This window comes from Marivivens donghaensis (assembly GCF_011806565.1).
Lineage (GTDB): Bacteria > Pseudomonadota > Alphaproteobacteria > Rhodobacterales > Rhodobacteraceae > Marivivens > Marivivens donghaensis_A.
In genome coordinates this window covers 39,362-59,013 of sequence record NZ_JAATOP010000009.1, presented here as the reverse complement: position 1 = coordinate 59,013, position 19,652 = coordinate 39,362, and the positions used below count along the sequence as shown (strand labels likewise).

Genomic DNA, 19,652 nt, shown 5'->3' with positions numbered 1-19,652 from the left:
AGGGCGCCCGAATGAGGCGCCCTTTATTTTAGTCCTGTTCGAGCAGGATGGCCGATACGGGAGCGAGCGCGACCTGACTGGCGCGGTTGGCGGTGGCCCAGAGCGTCAGGGCAGAGATCGTTTCGGCGCGAATACGGGCGAGCAGCACGGCGCCGTCCTGTTGGCGGGTCTGGAAGGCTGCGAAGTCGAGAAAGCGGCGGATCACCGTGGCGTCCTGACCGTTGCTATCCAGATCGCGGGCGATCTCCACTGCGGGGACGTCGAAGGTATCGGCAAGGCGCAGGCCGGAGCCGAGGCCGTCGAGACCGCTGATATAGCCGCGACCGTCCGCATCAAGGCGGCTGAGGACGGCTTCGGTCGCTTGGCGGCTTGGCTGCGCGCCGTCGATGCCGATATCTAGGAGCGCGACGGTTTCAGGGAGCGTGTTGAAGGTGGCCTCCATCGAGGTGGCGGCGTCGCCAGCGGATGCGCCGGCGGGCAGATCGGCGATGGCGACGACTTCGATACCGGCGGCGCGGTAGTCACGCATTTTCTGCGCGGCGTTCTCGTCCGACATGGGGATAGCGACCGTCACATCGAAGGGGATCGAGCGCACCAGCGTCGGGCCGTCAGGCAGCGCGCCTTCGTCGATCAGGATGATCGAGAGTTTCGGCATCTCCAGCGGGTCGGTGAACGGGATGGAATAGGCAACCAGCGCTTCGCTCATGGCGGAGGGTGCGGCTTCGGTCGCGGTATCCGTTGCGGGTGTGTCGTCCACCAAGCGCCGGATCACGACGCCGCCCGCATTGCCGGGCATGGAATTGCCGCCGACCTGAATGGACGAGGGTCGTTCGCGGGGCACTGCGGGGGCGTTCGGTTCGGGCGCAGGCATTGCGACGCTGGGCACGGTGCTAGCCTCTGGCGCGGCTTCGGGCGCTTCAGCGGCGGGGCGATCGACGGCCATGTCGGGCAGCGGCGTGTCGTCGGTGGACGGAACAGCGCCTGCGGCAGTTTCGGCCTCTGCGGCGGGCATGTCCTCTTCGGGCATTTCGACGATGACTGGCACGGCGGATTCGGTGCTGACCGACAGGTCGCTTTCATTCGGCGGGGTTTGCGGCGCGGCGGCGAGCGGGCTCGGCAGCACGGGGTCTTCGTCGGTGGCGGAAACGGCGGGATCGCTGTTCACCGTCGGGGCATCAAGCTCCATCCCGAGCGAGGCGTCGACCTGCGGCTTATCCGCAGAGAGCGTCAGGTCGGGCGTTTCCTCGACCTCCGCTTCGGTTTCGGTCGGCGGCGGGGCCAGCATGGGCGCTTCGATCTGGATGCCCGTCACGGGCTCCACTTCGAGCGTCGGCTCTGCGGGCATGGCGACCTCAGGGGCCAGTGTGGTGGTATCCTCGACCTGCGGGGCCTCGTTCGAAATCGGGACCGAAACGAACAGCGACGCCGCTGCAAGTCCCAGCCCGGCGACGATTGCGCCGACCGCTGCTCCACCTAGTAATCCGCGTAACACGTTTGTGCCCCCGTGTTTTGTAGTCTGCCCTCACAATTCTCCGATCAGGAGTGGCCCCCGCACCTTGACGATGGTGGCTGAACGGGATTGTGTAGGCCCGACTATATCGCCGACTTTGTCTCCGGCAAAACCCCTAAATGCTTGTTGGGCCTACCATGTTGCTCTTGATCGATAACTACGACAGCTTCACCTACAACCTTGTCCACTATCTGGGCGAATTGGGCGCTGACGTACGGGTCTGGCGTAACGATGCACTCAACGTCCAAGAGGCCATGGCGATGAAACCCGAAGCGATCCTGCTGTCGCCCGGCCCCGCCACCCCCGATGATGCGGGTATCTGCCTTGCGCTGACGGCTGCGGCCGCGGAAACCAAGACGCCGCTGATGGGTGTGTGCCTTGGCCACCAGACCATCGGTCAGGCGTTTGGCGGCAAAGTCGTGCGCTGCCACGAGATCGTTCACGGCAAGATGGGCACCATGCACCACGAAAACAAAGGTGTTTTTGCAGGTCTGCCCTCGCCTTTTGCCGCAACGCGCTACCATTCGCTGGTCGTCGAGCGCGCAAGCCTTCCCGATTGTCTCGAGGTCACCGCGCAGCTCGAGGACGGCACAATTATGGGCCTCCAGCACAAGGAATTGCCGATCCAGGGCGTGCAGTTCCACCCCGAAAGCATCGCGTCCGAGCACGGGCACCAGATGCTCGAAAACTTCCTGACTATCGCCAAGATGAAGGTGAACGCATGACCGACGCAATCAAACCGCTCATCTACGCCGCTTCCGAAGGTCCGCTTTCGCGTGCGCAGGCCAATCAGGCGTTCGGAATCCTGTTCGAAGGCGGCGCGAGCCATGCGCAGGTCGCGGGCCTGCTGATGGCCATGCGTGCCAGAGGCGAGTCAGTGTCGGAATACGCGGCCGCCGCTGCCGCCATGCGCGCCAAGTGCATCCCCGTGAACGCCCCCAAGGGCGCAATCGACATCGTCGGTACGGGCGGTGACGGCCTTGGTACGCTGAACATTTCGACCGCGACCGCCTTTGTCGTCGCTGGCGCAGGCGTGCCCGTGGCAAAGCACGGCAACCGCAATGTGTCGTCGAAATCGGGCGCTGCCGATGCGCTCGGCCAGCTCGGCATCAACGTCATGGTCGGCGCAGAAATCGTCGAACGTGGCCTGAAGGAAGCGAACATCGCCTTCATGATGGCCCCGATGCACCACCCCGCGATGAAGCACGTCATGCCGGTCCGACAGGAGCTGGGATGCAAGACGATCTTCAACATCCTCGGCCCGCTGACCAACCCTGCTGGCGTCAAGCGTCAGCTGACGGGGGCCTTCGCGGTCGACCTGATCTGGCCGATGGCTGAGACGCTGAAGGAACTCGGCGCCGAAAAGGCGTGGCTCGTTCACGGCAACGACGGCATGGACGAGCTGTCGATCACCGGCGCAAGCTCTGTCGCCGCGCTGGAGGACGGAGAGATCAAGGGCCTTGAAGTCCACCCAGAGGACGCCGGTCTGCCCGTGCACCGTCTGCGTGATATCCTCGGCGGCACGCCCGAGGAAAACGCGGATGCGCTTCGTGCGCTGCTGGACGGCGAAGCGGGCGCTTACCGCGATGCCGTCCTGCTGAACGCCGCCGCTGCGCTGGTCGTTGCGGACCGTGCAAGCAGCCTCAAGGAAGGCGTTGAAATCGCAACTGAATCCATCGATAGCCAACGCGCGAAGGCCGCAGTCACCATGCTGGCCAAAGTCACGTCGGAAGCCTGAAATACCAAACTGGCAGCCCCGCATGTGCGGCCGCCACCGGAGTAATTATGACCGCCACCATTCTGGATAAAATCAAAGCCTACAAGCTCGAGGAAGTCGCCTCGCGCAAAGAGGCCCGCCCCCTGTCCGAGGTCGAGGATGCCGCAAGTAGCGCGTCCCCCGTCCGCGGCTTCCACGAGAGCCTTCAAGCCGCCAGCCGCGAAGGTTACGGCCTGATCGCCGAGGTCAAAAAAGCCAGTCCGTCCAAGGGGCTGATCCGTCCGGACTTCGATCCGCCCGCGATTGCCAAAGCCTATGAAGACGGCGGCGCGGCCTGCCTGTCCGTCCTCACCGACGCGCCCAGCTTCCAAGGCCACGAAGACTACCTGATCGCCGCCCGCGAGGCCGTAGACCTGCCCGTCCTGCGCAAGGACTTCATGTACGACACCTACCAAGTCACTGAGGCCCGCGCGATGGGCGCCGACTGCATCCTAATCATCATGGCCTCCGTCGAGGATGCGCAGGCGCAGGAACTCGAAGCCGCCGCGTTCGAGTACAACATGGACGTTCTGATCGAGGTCCACGACGCCGAGGAACTGGAGCGCGCCACGCTGCTCAAATCCCCGATGATCGGCATCAACAACCGCAATCTCAACACCTTCGAGACCTCGCTGGACACCACCCGCCAGCTTTCGCGCATGGTACCTGCGGACCGCATGATCGTCTGCGAAAGCGGCCTGTTCACGCCTGACGACCTCGCCGACATGGCCCGCTACGGTGCCCGCAGCTTCCTCATCGGTGAAAGCCTGATGCGCCAGGACGACGTAGCGAACGCCACCCGCACCCTGCTCGCCAACCCGCTGAACGCCGGAGGCTTCTGATGTCGGGCCTCAGCCACTTCGACGAGGCCGGCAAGGCCCATATGGTCGACGTCTCGGACAAAGCCGTCACGTCCCGCATCGCAGTGGCCGAGGGCTACATCACCATGACGCTTGAGACGCTGGCCCTCGTCGTCGAAGGCCGCGCGGAAAAAGGCGACGTGCTCGGCATCGCCCGCCTTGCCGGCATCATGGGCGCCAAAAAAACGGCAGAGCTGATCCCGCTCTGCCACCCGCTGCCGATCACCAAGGTCTCGGTCGAACTGACCCCCGACGACGCGCTCCCCGGCGTGCGCATTTCGGCCACCGTCAAGACCACCGGCCAGACCGGCGTCGAAATGGAAGCGCTCACCGCCGTCTCCACAGCCGCGCTCACCGTCCACGACATGGTCAAAGCCGTCCAGAAAGACATGGTCATCGGCGGCATCCGCGTCACCCTAAAAGACGGCGGCAAATCCGGACGCTTCGAGGCGGAATGAATATCAGTGGTCGCTCTCTAGAGCTGTTCTTTGTCGATGGCCGTCCCGACGGCATGTTGACCGCCGAGGTGTTCAACTGGACCGGCCACGTGCTCCGGTTCCCGCGCACCCAGATCAAAGAAGCACTGGGCCGCCGCGAAACCGAACACACAGGCGTCTATGTCTTGATCGGCGAAAGAGACGGTGAGCCACATGCCTATATCGGCGAGGCTGAAGACGTTCGTCACCGTTTGCGGGACCATATCCGGGACAAGACAAAAGAGTGGTGGGACACAGCAATCATCATCACGTCTGCAGCCGACAACCTTCACAAGGCGCATGTCAAATACCTTGAATCGCGGCTGGTCGAGATCGCCCGTGACGTAAGTGCGGTTTCCCTCGGCAACAGCAATACGCCCCCGCGCAGCAGTCTCACAGAAGCTGCCGTTTCCAACATGGAGTCGTTCCTCGACACATTAATGATGGTTCTGCCGGCAGTCCGTATTGATATGTTTATGAGCAAGAAGCGGTCTTCAAAGCCGACTGCGAATTCGGATGCAGACGCACTAGCGGTGCCGACCTTCGAATTTATTATGCCCAAACATAATATTCGTGCTGTGGCGAAACTTATCGATGGTGAAATGGTGGTCCAAGCAGGATCGGAAGTTCGCGGTGCGTGGGCAGGCCCCCGATATAATAAAGCGCACTACTATAATTTGCACGACGAACTGCTCCAAAAGGGCATTATCTCAACTACCGACGGCGTCGGTATATTTACGGAGAATTACGCATTCTCATCCGCTTCCGCCGCCGCGGCAATCTGCATTGGCCGAACAACCAACGGTCGCACTGATTGGAAACTAGTTAATAAAAAAGATACCACTTACGCCGAATGGGAAGACCAACAGATCGAGGATACGCCAGAATGATCTCAGTCGAGGAAGCGCAGCGTCTTTGCCTTGGGCTTGCGGGCACTGTCGGCACCGAGGAAATCGCGCTTGCTGATACGGCGGGGCGGGTTCTAGCGGTCTCCGCGCAGGCGGGCCGCGCGCAGCCTCCGTTCCGCTCGGCGGCGATGGACGGCTATGCGGTCAAGAACAGCGAAGTCGCCATCGGCGCGGCCTTCACGGTCGTGGGCGAGTCCGCCGCGGGACATGGCTGGGACGGCACGTTGGAAGCCGGTCAGGCGGTCCGCATTTTCACGGGCGCGCCCGTACCCGAGGGGGCCGACCACGTTGTCATCCAAGAGGACGTGGATCGTGACGGCGACACGATCACCATTCAGCCGAACCTCGGAGACGGCCCGAACATCCGCCCCGAAGGCGTTGATTTCCCGTCCGATTTCGCGCTCAAGGCCCCTCGCCGTCTCAGCGCCATCGACCTCGCGCTGCTCGCCGCAATGAACGTCGACCGCGTGACCGTGGCAAAGCGCCCAGTGGTCGACATCCTCGCCACCGGCGACGAACTGATCATGCCCGGCGAGGTGCCGACCCGCGACCAGATCATCGCGTCGAACCTCTTTGCGATCAAAGCGCTCGTCGAACAGGCCGGCGGCATCGCGCACATCCACCCGATTGCCGCCGACACCGAAGAGGCGATCACCGACGCCATGAAGGCCATGACCGGCGACATCGCGATCACCATCGGCGGCGCTTCGGTCGGCGACTACGATCTGGTGGGCAAGGTCAGCGATGCACTCGGCGTCGAGCGGTCGTTCTACAAGATCGCCATGCGCCCAGGTAAGCCGCTGATTGCAGGGCGTTTTCCGCACGGAGCGCCCTATCTCGGCCTGCCTGGCAATCCGGTCTCCGCCATCGTTTGCGCGCTGCTGTTCCTTATCCCGCTGGTCAAGCGGATGCAGGGGCTGGACGATGTGCTGCCCGCGACCCGCACTGCCCGCCTTGGACATGACACGCCGAAAAACGGACCGCGCACGCACTACATGCGCGCCACGCTCGATGGCGACGAGGTGACGATTGCCGGATCGCAGGACAGCTCGCTGCTGACCGTGATGGCGGAGGCGAACTGCCTCGTGATCCGCCCCATCGGTGACGAGGCGCGCCAGAAAGGCGAAGTCGTTGAAATCGTTCCACTGTGAACGGAATTGTTGACACAAAACGGGAACATGGGTAGAACATAGAACAAACGTGGTCCAAACCGCGAAACTGTGCAAGGATGCCCCATGCTGACCAAAAAACAGCTCGACCTGCTCGAATTCATCCATAAGCGCGTGCAGCGCGATGGTGTGCCGCCGTCTTTCGATGAAATGAAGGACGCGCTGGATCTGCGGTCGAAATCCGGCATTCACCGTTTGATTACCGCTTTGGAAGAGCGCGGATTTATCCGCCGCCTCGCTCACCGCGCCCGTGCGCTGGAAATTCTGAAGCTGCCGGAGAGCCTTCAGGAAAAGCATGGTTTCACACCCGAGGTTATCGACGGCGGCAAAGCGGACAAACCGAAGCCAGCACCGATGGTGGAAGCGATTGGCGTCATCGAACTGCCCGTCATGGGCCGCATCGCTGCCGGTGTCCCCATCGAGGCGATTTCTGAGATCAGCCACAACGTGATGATCCCGCAGACGATGGTCGGCAAGGGTGATCACTTCGCGCTGGAGGTTCGCGGCGACTCGATGATCGAGGTCGGGATCAACGACGGTGACGTGGTGATCATCCGCGAAACCACCACCGCAGATAACGGTGATATTGTTGTGGCGCTGGTCGAAGATGCCGAAGCGACGCTGAAAACCTTCCGCCGCCAGAAGGGTATGATCGCACTCGAAGCCGCGAACCCTGCTTACGAGACGCGAATGCTGCGCGACGATCAGGTCAAGGTTCAGGGCCGCCTTGTCGGTTTGATCCGAAGCTACTGAAGGTGAGCGGCGCCGCGCCGCCGTTCCAAAGCCTCTCACCGGTGATTTGACGGGCGGTCTCGACCCGCCCGTTTTCGTATATGGCGACCGAGCCTGACTTGCGCAGGCGGTTCAGGTCAAAAGTCTCGCAGGGGCGCTTTCCTGCGTCGGGCTGATTGGTGACGAGGTAGCGCGCACCATCGCAACCTTGCAACGCCTCCAGCGACCGCTTTCCCGAAATACCGAGGATCGTTGAGTTCGCGACAATGCGCCCCGCCGCCACGGCCTGCGCCGCCCCGTCTCCGTCATTCTGCAACCAGTTTTCGGCAGAAAAGCCGTCGCCCTTGGGTTTGTTCAGCGCCCTGCCCTCGGCTGTCATCACGCCGACCAACCCGCCCGTGTCGGAGATCAGGATGTCGGGCCGCTCGGTCTGGGACCATAGGACGGCGGAGAGTGCAATTGGAGCCAGCCCAACCAGACGGAAATGCCCCCGCGCGATGGCGAACCACAGACCTCCGACCGTCATGAGGCCCAAGGTGGTACGTGCGGGCGAGACGATGAAAGTCACAGGCTCGGGCCAGCTCGCCACGGTTTCGGCGACGGTCAAAATCCACCCGAGGCCGAAGTCCATCAGCGCGAACCCAATCCACTCCAGCCCGAGCGGCGCGAGGACCAGCGCAGCGATGGCGGACGGCATGACGACCGCGCCCATCATCGGGACACTCAGGACGTTGGCGATCAAGCCATAGTGGCTGATCTGGTTGAAATGCGCGGCAGAAAACGGTGCCGTGGCGAGGCCCGCGAGCGCGGATGACGCGATGACACCGACCAACGGGCGCAAGAGCTTCGGCGCTCTCGGGAACCGCCCGCGCATGGCTTGGAAACCCGCGACCAGCGCCACGGTTGCGGCGAATGACATCTGGAAACCTGGGCCCATGACCTCTTGCGGGGCGGCGATCAGGATCAAAGTCGCGGCCACGGCAACCGAGCGGATGGAGATCGCGCGGCGGTCCAGCAGCACGGCGATGAACATCACGGTGACCATAACGAAGGCGCGCTGGGTGGCGACGCTGGCGCCGGATACCACCAGATACCCCGCGCCCGCCGCAATCGCCAAAACGGCTGCGATTTTGCGCGTTGGCCAGCGCAATGCAACCAGCGGAAATAACGCGAACAGCAAACGCGCGCCGCCGAACACCAGCCCCGTCAGGAGGCCCATATGCAGGCCCGAAATCGCCAGAAGGTGCGCGAGGTTCGTAGCCCGCAGCGCATCCACCGCCGTCTCGTCCAATGTGGAGCGGTCGCCTGTGATGATGGCAGCGGCGAAGCCTCCCGTCCGGTCGGGCATGTGGGCGCGGATCACCTCGGACAGGTGATGGCGGAAGGCCGCGACGGGGTGCGAGCGGTCGGGCAGCGCGATCACCACGGCGGGCGTGCGGGTGTAACCGACAGCCCCGAGGCGGTCGAACCACGCACTGCGCTGGAAATCATAGCCCCCCGGCTCGACCGGGCCAGAGGGCGGCGACAGATGGCCCGTCAGCCCGACGCGCAACCCGATCTCGGGGACCATCCAGTGCTGGTCGCCATGCAGAGACACGCGGACGCGCTCTGGCGTGCGGTCCGATCCCATCCGCTCCAACACCACCTGATCGAGCGTCAGGCGAACCGCGCCGGATTGCGACTGGTCGATTTGAACGATCCGTCCGACGATAGGCCCGTAGTAGCGGAACGTCAGTTGCGGTGCGGCGAAGCGGTTGGCCTCGACCCCTGCCAGCAGCGCCCCGCTGATCGCCAGCGCGACCATGAACCACAAAGGCCGCCAGCCGGACAACACCAGACCCAATACCCACGCCAGAAGGGCCGCGCCAAGCAGCCACGACCACTCCGCCACGCTGGGCTCGCGCGGCAGACCAAAGTACCAGACGACACCGCAGCCCATTAGCACAGGCACCCAATTGGGCAGGTATCCCCGTTGAAGACCCCACTGCCGGACCAACCAATCCCACACCTGCACTTGTCCTGACCTGCCTTGCCCTTTATCCCCTCAGTCAAACCGACCTTGCTTAGAAAAAGGTAAAGAAATGACCGCTTCGCCCGTCGTGACCCGTATCGCGCCTTCGCCCACCGGCTACATGCACATCGGCACCGCCCGCACCGCGCTGTTCAACTGGCTGTTCGCCCGTGGACGCGGTGGCAAATTCCTCCTGCGGATCGAGGACACCGACCGCGAACGCTCGACCCCCGAAGCGACCGAAGCGATCCTCAAGGGCATGACCTGGCTCGGCCTCGACTGGGACGGCGATGTCGTCAGCCAGTTCGAGCGCGCGGACCGTCACGCCGAAGTGGCCAACGAGATGCTCGCCAAGGGCATGGCGTATAAGTGCTTCTCCACTCAGGATGAAATCCAGGCGTTCCGTGATGCGGCTTCGGCTGAAAAGCGTTCGACCCTGTTCCTGTCTCCGTGGCGTGACGCCGATCCGGCGGACTACCCCGATGCGCCGTATGTCGTGCGTCTAAAGGCGCCGCGTGATGGTGCGACGGTGATCCACGATCAGGTGCAGGGCGATGTGACCATCCGCAACGACCAGCTCGACGACATGGTTCTGCTGCGTTCGGACGGCACCCCGACCTACATGCTGGCCGTTGTTGTCGACGACTACGACATGGGCATCACCCACGTCATCCGCGGCGACGACCACCTGACCAACGCGGCGCGCCAGATCCAGATTTACACCAACATGGGCTGGGATCTGCCTGTCTACGCGCACATCCCGCTGATCTTTGGCCCCGACGGCAAGAAGCTGTCGAAGCGTCACGGCGCGACCGGCGTCGATGAGTATCAGGCGATGGGTTATCCGGCGGCCGGTATGCGCAACTACCTCGCCCGTCTGGGCTGGGCGCATGGCGACGATGAATTCTTCACCGACGCGCAGGCGATGGAGTGGTTCGGCCTCGACGGAATCGGCAAATCGCCCTCGCGCTTCGACTTCAAAAAGCTCGCGAATATCTGCGGTCAGCACATCGCGGCGGCGGACGACGCTGCACTGCTGCAAGAATTGGAGGGTTACCTTGCGGCATCCGGACAGGAGCCGTTCACGGATGCACAGCGTGACGGTATGTCTCGGGCGATGTACTGTCTGAAAGATCGCGCGAAGACTCTGGGCGAACTCGTTGAAAAGGCGCACTTTATCCTTGCGGAGCGCCCGCTGGAGCTGGACGAGAAGGCCGAAGCTGCCCTCGATACGGTATCCCGTGGTATACTGAGCGAATTGACGCCGCAGTTGCAAAATGCTAGCTGGGAGCGTGAGACCTTGGAGGGGATCGTCGCACAGGTCGCCGAAGCTAACGGCACCAAACTGGGTAAGCTGGCCGGACCTCTCCGCGCCGCTCTTGCCGGTCGCGCGGTCTCGCCTAGTGTATTCGACATGATGCTCGTTCTGGGCCGCGACGAGACGCTCGCCCGGTTGAACGATGTAACTGCCTAAGAAGACATGCATTTCGTGTCGTTAAGGCGGTGACTACGACCACCCCCCGCGGGCCATCCGGCCCACGGGTCCACATAGGGGATAAAGAATGGCCGAGAACAACAAGACCGCTAAGCTGAATATCGACGGCTCGGATTACGAACTGCCGATCCTTTCGCCGACCGGCGGTCCGGATGTCATCGACATCCGTAAACTGTACGCGCAAGCCGGCGTTTTCACCTACGATCCGGGCTTCACCTCGACCGCTTCCTGCGACTCCACCATCACCTATATCGACGGTGACAAGGGCGAGCTGCTGCACCGCGGTTATCCGATCGACCAGCTGGCTGAACAGTCGAACTATCTCGAAGTCTGCTATCTGCTGATGCACGGCGAACTGCCGTCGAAAGACGAGTACGAGAAGTTCGTCAACACCATCACCAACCACACCATGATCCACGAGCAGATGCACCACTTCTTCCGTGGTTTCCGCCGTGACGCCCACCCGATGGCGACCATGGTTGGTGTTGTCGGCGCGATGTCGGCCTTCTACCACGACTCCACCGACATCGCAGACCCGCGCCAGCGCGAGATCGCATCGCACCGCCTCATCGCGAAGATGCCGACCATTGCTGCGATGGCCTACAAGTACTCGATCGGCCAGCCGTTCGTTTACCCGCGCAACGACCTGTCGTATGCCGCGAACTTCCTGCACATGTGCTTTGCCGTTCCGGCTGACGAGTACAAAGTCGACCCGATCCTCGCCCGCGCGATGGACCGTATCTTCACCCTGCACGCCGACCACGAACAGAACGCGTCGACCTCGACCGTCCGCCTTGCTTCGTCGTCGGGCGCGAACCCGTTCGCATGTATCGCAGCCGGCATCGCCTGCCTCTGGGGTCCGGCACACGGCGGCGCGAACCAGGCATGTCTGGAAATGCTGCGTGAAATCGGCTCGGTCGACCGCATTCCGGAATTCATCGAGCGCGCCAAGGACAAGAACGATCCGTTCCGTCTGATGGGCTTTGGTCACCGCGTCTACAAGAACTTCGACCCGCGTGCGAAGGTCATGAAGCAGTCGGCTGACGAAGTGCTCGACCTGCTCGGCATCGAAGACAACCCGACCCTTCAGGTTGCGAAAGAACTTGAGCGCATCGCGCTGGAAGATCCGTACTTCAAGGAAAAGAAGCTCTACCCGAACGTGGACTTCTACTCGGGCATCATCCTCGACGCGATGGGCTTCCCGACCTCGATGTTCACCCCGATCTTCGCTCTGGCCCGTACCGTCGGCTGGATTTCGCAGTGGTCGGAACAGCTTGCAGACCCGCAGCTCAAGATCGGCCGTCCGCGCCAGCTGTACCTCGGCGAGATGGCCCGCGATTACACGCCGCTCGAAGAGCGCTAATCAAACAAAAGGCCGCCTTCGGGCGGCCTTTTCATTCTGCGGGGGTCGGTGCCGCGTGGGGCTTGCGCTTCACCAGTTTGACGATCGACATCTCCGCCCTGCCCTTGGTCAGCCACGCGATGGAAAACGCCCAGATTGCGACGGCTTCGAACCACAGCACCAGCATGTAATCGACGACGAAATCGTGCAGCGGGCCAGTCAGGCTGATCTTTGCATAGGACGCACCGATGATCGCGAAGGTCATCGCCACGATGCACCAGCCGCTGGCCTTGTAGATGCGGCGCCGGAACGGCTTGGCCGTGCGCGAGAATTTGGCGAGGCACATGTAGGCCAGACAGGTAAAGAAGATCACCGCCGATGTGTAATGCCCCGTCGCCGCCAGATCGCGGCCGAGCGCCAGTTGCGCCAGCGACGACGCCACCGTGCCCTCCGGCCCTTCGTTGGGAAAGAACGCCACGCCAAAGGCCGCAAGCCCCGCGCAGGTCGTCATGAAGTTGTCGGAAATCCTCTCTCCCATCGCGCGGCGGTGGCCGCTGTAGGAGATCAGGAACAGCGCAATCGCGCACATGGTCCCGACGAAGATGTCGCGCAGGACCGTGTGGTAATAGTCGGAAATCGACGGCTCGATATGCCCGAGCGGAAGGATGCCGCCGATGATCAGCGTGACCGGCAACGACAGCCCCAGAAGCCCCAGCGCGGTCCGTACGCGGTAATAGGAACGGATCAGGTCTTCTCTGGTCTCTTCGGGCATAACACGTCACTCGCAACTACTGACGCCAAGGTACCCTAGCGTCAGCCTGCGCGTCGATGACGGTTTGCCTTACTTCCCTTGGAACTTCGCGGGGCGCTTTTCGAGGAAGGCCATCACGCCCTCTTTGAAGTCGGTGGTTTTGCCGCAAACGCCTTGAAGCTCGGCCTCCAGCAGCAGTTGCTCCTGTACGGTGTTACCGTAGCTGGCGCGAACCGCCTGCTTGATCGAGCGGTAGGCTTCGGTCGGGCCGGAGGCGAGCTGCGCGATGCGGGTTTGCCAGTACGCCTCGAAGCCTTCGTCGGCGATCGCTTCGTAAATCATGCCCCAGTCGGCGGCCTTGCGCGCGGCGATGGTGTCGGCGAACAGCATCGAGCCCATCGCCTTCGCCATGCCGATCTGGCGCGGCAGGAACCACGTACCGCCCGCGTCGGGCATCAGGCCGATACGCGTGAAGGCTTGGATGAACACCGCGCTTTCGGCAGCGATCACCACGTCGCACGCCAGCGCGAGGTTCGCACCCGCACCCGCCGCAGCGCCGTTGACCGCCGCGATGACCGGCACGGGGCAGTCGTAGATCGCGTTCAGCATTGGCACATATTCGTCTTCGAGGATGCGCGGCAGATCATCCGGGGCAATCGCTTTGCCGTCACCGAGGTCCTGCCCCGAACAGAACGCAGGCCCCTCGCCCGTCAGCACGATCACGCGCGCCTTGGCGCCCATATCCTTGATCGCGTGGGTCAATTCCGCCCGCATCTGCGAGTTCAGCGCGTTCATCTTGTCCGGACGGTTCAGGCGGATCGTCGCCGCATTGTCGGCCAGTGTAAGCTTGATGGTCGCGTATTCCATGCGGGTGAATCCTCTGTGAAATTTCCCGCAGACTACCCTGACTCCGCGCCAGACAAAGCGCGACGGAGCGTCACGACCCCAAGATTTCCTCGAGCCGCTTCTTTTCCTCGTCGCTCAGCGCGTCGGGCTTTGCCGCAGGCTTGTTGCGGATCGTCACGATACCCACGCCGAGTGCGAGGATCAGCATCACCAGCGGCGCAATCCAGAGCACAAGGTTCGCCCCTTGGGTCGTCGGCTGGAGCAGCACGAACTCCCCATAACGCGCCACGATGTAGTCCACGACCTCCTGCTGCGGGTTGCCCGACAGATAGACCTCGCGCGCCTCGGCATCGACGGCTTCAACGTCCATGCCCGCTGCATCGATCTGCGCGAGGATGTCGTCCACGAACGCCTCATTGATGATGACACCGGTCGACGGACGCGCCGCATCGTTCAGACCCTGCTGGATGTTCGCCGCGATGTCCGTGCCCGCGAGCACCTCTTCCAGCGCCTCAAGGTAATGCACCAGCAGCCGTTCCCGCACGAGGATGCGCAACTCGCCCGCGATAACCGCGTTCGAGTCGTCGATATTCTCGTTCTGACAGACCGGACAGCGCAGCCCTTCGGAGATTTCGCGCGCCTCGGCTTCGAACATCGGGTCGGACAGCATCTCGTCCGGCTGAACGGCCAGTACGGGCGTCGCGGCAAGCGCGAGCGGAAGGATCAGGCGTTTCATTCTGCAGCCACCATCTTGCTACGCGCCTTGGCAGCACCGGCAGCCACGCGCAGACGGCGGTCGGTGAGCGAGATCAGACCGCCGATGGCCATCAGGATCGCGCCGCCCCAGATCCAGTTCGCGAAGGGCTTGATATAGGTCCGCACGGCATAGCCGCCGTCTGCCTGCTTGTCCCCGATCACCAAGTAGATGTCGCGCAGGAAGCCGTTGTCGATGCCCGCCTCTGTGGTCGGCATCGCGGCAATCGGATAGACGCGCTTTTCGGGGTGCAGCGTCGCAATTTCGCGGCCGTTTTTGCTGACCGTGAACTGCGCCATCTGGCTGAAATAGTTCGGCCCTTCGACCTGATCGACGCTCTCGAGCGTGATTGTCACGTCGCGCACGGTAAAGCTGTCACCGATATTCGCGGTGCGGATATCCTCGGCCTCCCACGCGGTCAGACCGGCAATCGCGAACATCACGATACCGAGGCCCGCGTGGGCGCAGAACTTGCCCCAATCGGCGCGTGGCAGGTTGCGGATACGGCGCACGCGCGCACCCACATCCGCTTTGCCTGCGCGGGTCCAGAGGTCCATCATCGCGCCCGCAACCACCCAGACGCCAAGCACGACGCCAATGGGACCGAGCGCGCTACGGCCCGTTTGGAGTGCGAATGTCAGCGCGCCCGCAGCGACGGCCAACGCCAGCACAGCCCAGAGCGACGACATCGCCTTTTTCAGGCTGCCGCGCTTCCACGCAAGGATCGCACCCGGCGGCAGGATCACCGCGAGGCCGACGAAGAACGGTGTGAAGGCCGCGTTAAAGAACGGCGCGCCGACGGACAGCGTGCGGCCCATCGTGACCTCGGAGACCAGCGGCCAGAGCGTTCCAACGAACACCACAAACGCGGACACGGCCAGCAGGATATTGTTCATCACCAGCGCGCTTTCACGGCTGACGGAGGAGAACACGCCCTGCGCCACCATGCTCGACGCGCGCACCGCGTAAAGCGTCAGCGCACCGCCAAGGAAGATCGCAAGAATGGCGAGGATGAACACGCCGCGCTCGGGGTCGTTGGCAAAAGCGTGGACGGACGTGATGACGCCCGAACGCACGAGGAACGTGCCCAGCAGCGAGAAGCCGAACGCGAGGATCGACAGCAGGATCGTCCAGCTTTTCAGGCTCTCGCGCTTTTCGGTGACGATCGCGGAATGAAGCAGCGCAGCGGCAAGCAGCCACGGCATGAAGGATGCGTTCTCGACCGGATCCCAAAACCAGAAACCGCCCCAGCCCAGCTCGTAATACGCCCACCACGACCCCAGCGCGATGCCGATGGTCAGGCAGACCCATGCGGCCAGCGTCCACGGACGCACCCAGCGCGCCCAAGCGGCATCGACGCGGCCTTCGAGCAGCGCCGCAACCGCGAAGGAGAACGACATCGAAAGGCCAACGTAGCCGAGGTAGAGGAACGGCGGATGAAACGCGAGACCGGGGTCTTGCAGCAGCGGGTTCAAATCCTGCCCGTCAAAGGGCGGCTGCGCGAGGCGCACGAACGGGTTCGACGTGAACAGGATGAACGCGAAAAACGCCACCGCGATGGCCGACTGGATCGACAGAACCCGCGCGCGCAGCGTTGCAGGAAGGTTGCCGCCGAACCACGCGGCGCAAGCGCCGAACAACACGAGGATCAGCAGCCACAGCAGCATGGACCCTTCGTGGTTCCCCCAAACGCCCGAGATTTTGTAGATCATGGGTTTCGCCGAATGGCTGTTCAGCGTCACCAGCCGCAGCGAGAAATCCGAGGTCACAAAGGCATGTGTCAGCGCCGCAAAGCTGAAGGCGACCAGCAGGAACTGGGCGGTCGCTGCGGGCTCTGCCGCGGACATCCACCCGCGCCAGCCTTTCGAGGCACCGATCATGGGAACGATCATCTGGAAGATGGCAACGCCAAAGCCCAGAATCAGGGTGAAGTGTCCGAGTTCTGTAATCATGCCCCCGTTCTATCCGATCTACGGACGGGGCCAAATCAAAAGCCGGTTAAAATTTGCGCAAACGGGGCGCCGATTGACGCACCCCTCGGTCAGCTCGCGGTGAGGGCGAAACCGCCCGCCACCAGATACCCGATCAGCGCCATCACCAGCCCGCCCATCACAAGGCGAACCAGCCATTTCAGCATGTCTTCAATGGCTTGCAGGCGGTTATCAACGTTATCGCGCTGCACCGCATCGACCGCAACGTGGGTCTCCAGCAGCCCCAAACGGCGGTCGACCTGCCTGATCCAGTGGTCATCCACGGGCGGCCCTCCAGTCATCGAGCGCGGGGTTGTCGCTGGTGTTCTGCCCCAGCGCGTCCAGCGCCTTGACCCGAGCGTCGACCGCGCCCGCCTCGGCAGCGGTTTCAGCGACCGAGCGGCGGAAGTCCTGCGATTTCGCCTGATGGCGCGCGCCGAAATAGAAGCTCACGATCGCACCCATCAGCCACCAGAGCGGCTCCGGCACCAGCGCGATCCCTTGCATACGGCCTGCGAACCAGACAGGGTCCACCATCGCCATGATAAACAGGCCAATGGTGCCGAAGGCCAGCATCGGGCGCGGGAGACGGTTCAGCCCGTCGATCACGCGATCAAAACTGCCCTGACGCGGATGGCGGAACTCCGCGCCGAACTGGCGGCGCGCTTGGGCTTTGCCCTCCGCCTCGCGTTTGCCAGCGGCTTCGGCGTTTTCGATGAACGCGCCGGCGGTGGTGGTGATGATGTTGCTGCGGCCGGTCAGCAATTGCCAAAGCCCCCTCATCCCCAAGCTGCCACGCGCGAGGCATGTTGGAAATCGGTGAGCCAGTATTTCGGGCGAATGAACGCCTCGGCCCGCGCGATCCAGCCACCTTTACCGCCATCGCGGCGGCGAGCGAATTTGCGCAAACTCGGTCGGCGATCCGCGAGGCCATAGTAATAGTTGCGACGCGCGATCCCGTAGGCATCGACCATATGATCGGGGGCGGCATCCAGCGCCTTGGCGGCGGCGCCTGCGGTCTCCGGCCCGATCATCCCGTCGACCGTCACAGGGATGCGCATGTCGCAGAGCAACCGCTGGAGGATCTTCACCGCCTCGGAGCCCGCGTTCACATACATATCGAACACCGTCGGCCAGAGCGCCTCTGGCAACAGCCCGATCTGCGGCGCATCGAAATAGTGCTGAACGAAAATATCCGTTGCAATACGGGGTGTTATGGCCCGCACGTCATCCACATCGACCTGCCCGTCGCCATCCAGATCGCGACTCAACCGCTGCAAGGTTCCAAGCGTCACGCCGTGGTTGGTCGCACCGCCCGGATCGTCGGGATCGTGGACAAAGCCGCCTTCGCGGGCGACGATATCTTCTGCGATTTGCTGGACTGTCTGCATGTCTCTGCCTCCGAGTGACCCGAGGCAAAGACTGACGCAAAAAGGTTAATTGGTGGCTGTGCCAGCGTTCGGATCGACGTAAACGCCACTTTCCTTGAGGCTGTCGGCGACCTCTTTGGGCATGTACTCTTCGTCGTGTTTGGCAAGGATTTCAGAGGCTTCGAAGACACCGTCGATGTACTTTCCGGTGCCGATCATGCCTTGGCCCTCGCCAAAAAGGTCGGGCAGGATGCCGGTGAAATGGACGGGCACGACCTCTGCATTGTCGGTGACGGCGAAGGTGATCGTCTCGCCCTGACCGCGCACCAGCGAGCCTTCGACCACCAGACCGCCCATGCGGAACGTCTCGGTGGGCGGCGGCGGGGACGCTATGACGGCGCTCGGATCGCGGTAGAAATTGATGCCATCACGGAAGCCGTAGCCGATCAGTCCGGCCGAAATCGCCAGCGCGACCAGCGCCAGCACAATCACCTGAATACGGCGCTTTTTCTTGAGGCTTTTCAGTCCGGCCATCCCTCGTCCCCTCATATATCCCGAACTGCACATAGGTGCAGTCCGAGAGTCATACAACTGTCAGGATTGACGCATCAAGCCGAGACGAATTCAACTTTCCGACGGAGGAACTGCGTCGCGCGGTCGGATACCTTTTTCGGGTTTCCGGTGGTCAGGAATGTCGTCTCGGTCCCCTTTCCCACCATTTCGGGACGGCGCACGAGGTAATCGGCAAGGCTTTCAGCCACAAGGCTCGCTTGGCTGAACACCTTTACATCCGCACCCAGCGCGTCCTGGAATTCCTTTTCCATGATCGGATAATGCGTACAGCCGAGGATCGCGGCATCGGGGCTCGGCATCTTGCGGGTCAGCGCCTCGACGTGGCTCCGCACGAGAGCTTCGGCAAGGATCATATCGCCGTCCTCGATCGCATCGACAACGCCGCCGCAGGCCTGCGCTTCGACATCAACACCGATCGCGCGGAACGCCAGTTCACGCTGGAACGCGCGCGAACGGACGGTCGCAGGGGTCGCGAACAGGGCGACGTGCTTCACCTCGACCTCGCGCGGCGGGGAGTTGTCGCCCCACTGGCGTTCGGTCAGCGCTTCGATCAGCGGAACGAACACGCCAAGCACGCGCTTGTCGCGGGGAATCCAGTTTTCCTGCATCCGGCGGAGCGCAGCCGCGCTCGCGGTATTACAGGCGAGGATCACCAGATCGCAGCCCGCGTCCCAGAGACGTTCGACAGCAGCGGTGGTGAGGTTATAGATGTCGTCGGCATCGCGCACGCCGTAGGGCGCATGTGCGTTGTCACCGAAATAGACGAAGGGCACGTCCGGCAGACGCTTCTGACAGGCGTCGAGAACCGTCAACCCACCCAAACCACTATCAAAAATACCGACTGCCATAGGAAATTCCTGCCCTGCAAACCTGCTCTTTTGCAGGATAACATGGCTCATACGTCCGATTGTGCAAGATATCCATGAAGGTGGACGATAAATTTACCACTCTGCGGTAGAACGGTACGGGCATTGCAACACTACCAGCAGCGAAGGCGTTGCCTCAATAAGCGGCATGGACGCGACAAATGACGGCTAAAACCCGACAGTCAGTGAAAATTCTTTCACTGTGCTGGTTGCATAGCTGTTATGTCCTAAAGTAATGGAGCGACCTTCGTCGCACAAGAACG

Annotated in this window: 20 protein-coding genes and 1 pseudogene; 9 read left to right on the top strand and 12 right to left on the bottom strand. The window is 62.7% G+C overall.

Features of this window, described 5'->3' with window-relative positions:
• Positions 1 to 28 precede the first annotated feature (28 nt).
• The gene (locus HCZ30_RS16835) at positions 29 to 1,492 is read right to left on the bottom strand and encodes a divergent polysaccharide deacetylase family protein (protein WP_167638754.1); all 1,464 of its coding nucleotides are present in this window, start codon (positions 1,490 to 1,492) and stop codon (positions 29 to 31) included.
• Positions 1,493 to 1,647: 155 nt separating this feature from the next.
• Between HCZ30_RS16835 and HCZ30_RS13100 the strand changes: the two genes are divergently transcribed.
• From HCZ30_RS13100 to lexA, 7 genes are all read left to right on the top strand, one after another.
• A complete protein-coding gene (locus HCZ30_RS13100; RefSeq protein ID WP_167638753.1) occupies positions 1,648 to 2,235 on the top strand; it encodes an anthranilate synthase component II in 588 nt (195 codons plus the stop codon).
• A complete protein-coding gene (gene trpD / locus HCZ30_RS13095) occupies positions 2,232 to 3,248 on the top strand; it encodes an anthranilate phosphoribosyltransferase (RefSeq protein ID WP_167638752.1) in 1,017 nt (338 codons plus the stop codon). Before HCZ30_RS13100 ends, trpD begins: the two co-directional genes overlap by 4 nt.
• 47 nt (positions 3,249 to 3,295) lie before the next feature.
• A complete protein-coding gene (trpC, locus tag HCZ30_RS13090) occupies positions 3,296 to 4,108 on the top strand; it encodes an indole-3-glycerol phosphate synthase TrpC (RefSeq protein WP_167638751.1) in 813 nt (270 codons plus the stop codon).
• The gene (moaC, locus tag HCZ30_RS13085) at positions 4,108 to 4,584 is read left to right on the top strand and encodes a cyclic pyranopterin monophosphate synthase MoaC (protein WP_167638750.1); all 477 of its coding nucleotides are present in this window, start codon (positions 4,108 to 4,110) and stop codon (positions 4,582 to 4,584) included. Before trpC ends, moaC begins: the two co-directional genes overlap by 1 nt.
• Positions 4,581 to 5,492, top strand: coding sequence for a GIY-YIG nuclease family protein (locus HCZ30_RS13080; RefSeq protein ID WP_167638749.1), 912 nt, complete (start codon positions 4,581 to 4,583; stop codon positions 5,490 to 5,492). The genes moaC and HCZ30_RS13080 overlap by 4 nt, the downstream gene beginning before the upstream one ends.
• Positions 5,489 to 6,661 (top strand): molybdopterin molybdotransferase MoeA, encoded by a 1,173-nt coding sequence (locus tag HCZ30_RS13075; protein ID WP_167638748.1) that lies wholly within the window; start codon positions 5,489 to 5,491, stop codon positions 6,659 to 6,661. Before HCZ30_RS13080 ends, HCZ30_RS13075 begins: the two co-directional genes overlap by 4 nt.
• Positions 6,662 to 6,745: 84 nt before the next feature.
• The gene (gene lexA / locus HCZ30_RS13070; protein WP_167638747.1) at positions 6,746 to 7,432 is read left to right on the top strand and encodes a transcriptional repressor LexA; all 687 of its coding nucleotides are present in this window, start codon (positions 6,746 to 6,748) and stop codon (positions 7,430 to 7,432) included.
• Here lexA and HCZ30_RS13065 read toward each other — a convergent pair.
• A complete protein-coding gene (locus HCZ30_RS13065; protein ID WP_348640393.1) occupies positions 7,389 to 9,419 on the bottom strand; it encodes a ComEC/Rec2 family competence protein in 2,031 nt (676 codons plus the stop codon). The genes lexA and HCZ30_RS13065 overlap by 44 nt on opposite strands.
• A 73-nt stretch (positions 9,420 to 9,492) precedes the next feature.
• Between HCZ30_RS13065 and gltX the strand changes: the two genes are divergently transcribed.
• Positions 9,493 to 10,896 carry a glutamate--tRNA ligase gene (gltX, locus tag HCZ30_RS13060; RefSeq protein WP_167638746.1) on the top strand — a complete coding sequence of 468 codons (1,404 nt, stop codon included), beginning with the start codon at positions 9,493 to 9,495 and terminating at the stop codon, positions 10,894 to 10,896.
• An 88-nt stretch (positions 10,897 to 10,984) separates the two neighbouring features.
• A complete protein-coding gene (gene gltA, locus HCZ30_RS13055; RefSeq protein WP_167638745.1) occupies positions 10,985 to 12,280 on the top strand; it encodes a citrate synthase in 1,296 nt (431 codons plus the stop codon).
• A gap of 31 nt (positions 12,281 to 12,311) precedes the next feature.
• On the opposite strand, the gene HCZ30_RS13050 is transcribed toward gltA, so the two are convergent.
• The 10 genes and pseudogenes from HCZ30_RS13050 to murI all read right to left on the bottom strand — a co-directional run bounded on the left by HCZ30_RS13050 (position 12,312) and on the right by murI (position 19,371).
• On the bottom strand, positions 12,312 to 13,031 hold the full coding sequence (locus HCZ30_RS13050) for a hypothetical protein (protein WP_167638744.1): 720 nt from the start codon (positions 13,029 to 13,031) through the stop codon (positions 12,312 to 12,314).
• 69 nt (positions 13,032 to 13,100) lie between these two features.
• Positions 13,101 to 13,877 (bottom strand): enoyl-CoA hydratase-related protein, encoded by a 777-nt coding sequence (locus HCZ30_RS13045; protein WP_167638743.1) that lies wholly within the window; start codon positions 13,875 to 13,877, stop codon positions 13,101 to 13,103.
• Positions 13,878 to 13,947: 70 nt separating this feature from the next.
• Complete coding sequence (locus tag HCZ30_RS16830) at positions 13,948 to 14,355, bottom strand: cytochrome c-type biogenesis protein (RefSeq protein ID WP_432442768.1); 408 nt, start codon at positions 14,353 to 14,355, stop codon at positions 13,948 to 13,950.
• A gap of 27 nt (positions 14,356 to 14,382) precedes the next feature.
• Positions 14,383 to 14,592, bottom strand: a pseudogene (locus HCZ30_RS16665) (cytochrome c-type biogenesis protein); the annotation flags it as partial.
• Positions 14,589 to 16,562 carry a heme lyase CcmF/NrfE family subunit gene (locus HCZ30_RS13035; RefSeq protein WP_167638741.1) on the bottom strand — a complete coding sequence of 658 codons (1,974 nt, stop codon included), beginning with the start codon at positions 16,560 to 16,562 and terminating at the stop codon, positions 14,589 to 14,591. The gene HCZ30_RS13035 and the pseudogene HCZ30_RS16665, both read right to left, overlap by 4 nt.
• 89 nt (positions 16,563 to 16,651) lie before the next feature.
• Complete coding sequence (locus HCZ30_RS13030; RefSeq protein ID WP_322743260.1) at positions 16,652 to 16,864, bottom strand: pseudouridine synthase; 213 nt, start codon at positions 16,862 to 16,864, stop codon at positions 16,652 to 16,654.
• On the bottom strand, positions 16,857 to 17,363 hold the full coding sequence (locus HCZ30_RS13025; protein WP_167638739.1) for a holin family protein: 507 nt from the start codon (positions 17,361 to 17,363) through the stop codon (positions 16,857 to 16,859). The genes HCZ30_RS13030 and HCZ30_RS13025 overlap by 8 nt, the downstream gene beginning before the upstream one ends.
• Complete coding sequence (locus HCZ30_RS13020; protein ID WP_167638738.1) at positions 17,360 to 17,971, bottom strand: holin-associated N-acetylmuramidase; 612 nt, start codon at positions 17,969 to 17,971, stop codon at positions 17,360 to 17,362. The genes HCZ30_RS13025 and HCZ30_RS13020 overlap by 4 nt, the downstream gene beginning before the upstream one ends.
• Before the next feature lie 45 nt (positions 17,972 to 18,016).
• A complete protein-coding gene (gene ccmE / locus HCZ30_RS13015) occupies positions 18,017 to 18,475 on the bottom strand; it encodes a cytochrome c maturation protein CcmE (RefSeq protein WP_167638808.1) in 459 nt (152 codons plus the stop codon).
• 83 nt (positions 18,476 to 18,558) lie between these two features.
• Positions 18,559 to 19,371, bottom strand: a complete 813-nt coding sequence (gene murI / locus HCZ30_RS13010; protein WP_167638737.1) for a glutamate racemase — start codon at positions 19,369 to 19,371, stop codon at positions 18,559 to 18,561.
• Positions 19,372 to 19,652: the final 281 nt, after the last annotated feature.

What these genes read in the sequence shown, in the direction of transcription:
- HCZ30_RS13100 (WP_167638753.1), top strand. Translation starts at nt 1,648, where the DNA reads ATGTTGCTCTTGATCGATAACTACGACAGCTTCACCTACAACCTTGTC.
- trpD (WP_167638752.1), top strand. Translation starts at nt 2,232, where the DNA reads ATGACCGACGCAATCAAACCGCTCATCTACGCCGCTTCCGAAGGTCCG.
- trpC (WP_167638751.1), top strand. Translation starts at nt 3,296, where the DNA reads ATGACCGCCACCATTCTGGATAAAATCAAAGCCTACAAGCTCGAGGAA.
- moaC (WP_167638750.1), top strand. Translation starts at nt 4,108, where the DNA reads ATGTCGGGCCTCAGCCACTTCGACGAGGCCGGCAAGGCCCATATGGTC.
- HCZ30_RS13080 (WP_167638749.1), top strand. Translation starts at nt 4,581, where the DNA reads ATGAATATCAGTGGTCGCTCTCTAGAGCTGTTCTTTGTCGATGGCCGT.
- HCZ30_RS13075 (WP_167638748.1), top strand. Translation starts at nt 5,489, where the DNA reads ATGATCTCAGTCGAGGAAGCGCAGCGTCTTTGCCTTGGGCTTGCGGGC.
- lexA (WP_167638747.1), top strand. Translation starts at nt 6,746, where the DNA reads ATGCTGACCAAAAAACAGCTCGACCTGCTCGAATTCATCCATAAGCGC.
- gltX (WP_167638746.1), top strand. Translation starts at nt 9,493, where the DNA reads ATGACCGCTTCGCCCGTCGTGACCCGTATCGCGCCTTCGCCCACCGGC.
- gltA (WP_167638745.1), top strand. Translation starts at nt 10,985, where the DNA reads ATGGCCGAGAACAACAAGACCGCTAAGCTGAATATCGACGGCTCGGAT.
- HCZ30_RS13050 (WP_167638744.1), bottom strand. Translation starts at nt 13,031, where the DNA reads ATGCCCGAAGAGACCAGAGAAGACCTGATCCGTTCCTATTACCGCGTA.
- HCZ30_RS13045 (WP_167638743.1), bottom strand. Translation starts at nt 13,877, where the DNA reads ATGGAATACGCGACCATCAAGCTTACACTGGCCGACAATGCGGCGACG.
- HCZ30_RS13035 (WP_167638741.1), bottom strand. Translation starts at nt 16,562, where the DNA reads ATGATTACAGAACTCGGACACTTCACCCTGATTCTGGGCTTTGGCGTT.
- HCZ30_RS13025 (WP_167638739.1), bottom strand. Translation starts at nt 17,363, where the DNA reads ATGAGGGGGCTTTGGCAATTGCTGACCGGCCGCAGCAACATCATCACC.
- HCZ30_RS13020 (WP_167638738.1), bottom strand. Translation starts at nt 17,971, where the DNA reads ATGCAGACAGTCCAGCAAATCGCAGAAGATATCGTCGCCCGCGAAGGC.
- murI (WP_167638737.1), bottom strand. Translation starts at nt 19,371, where the DNA reads ATGGCAGTCGGTATTTTTGATAGTGGTTTGGGTGGGTTGACGGTTCTC.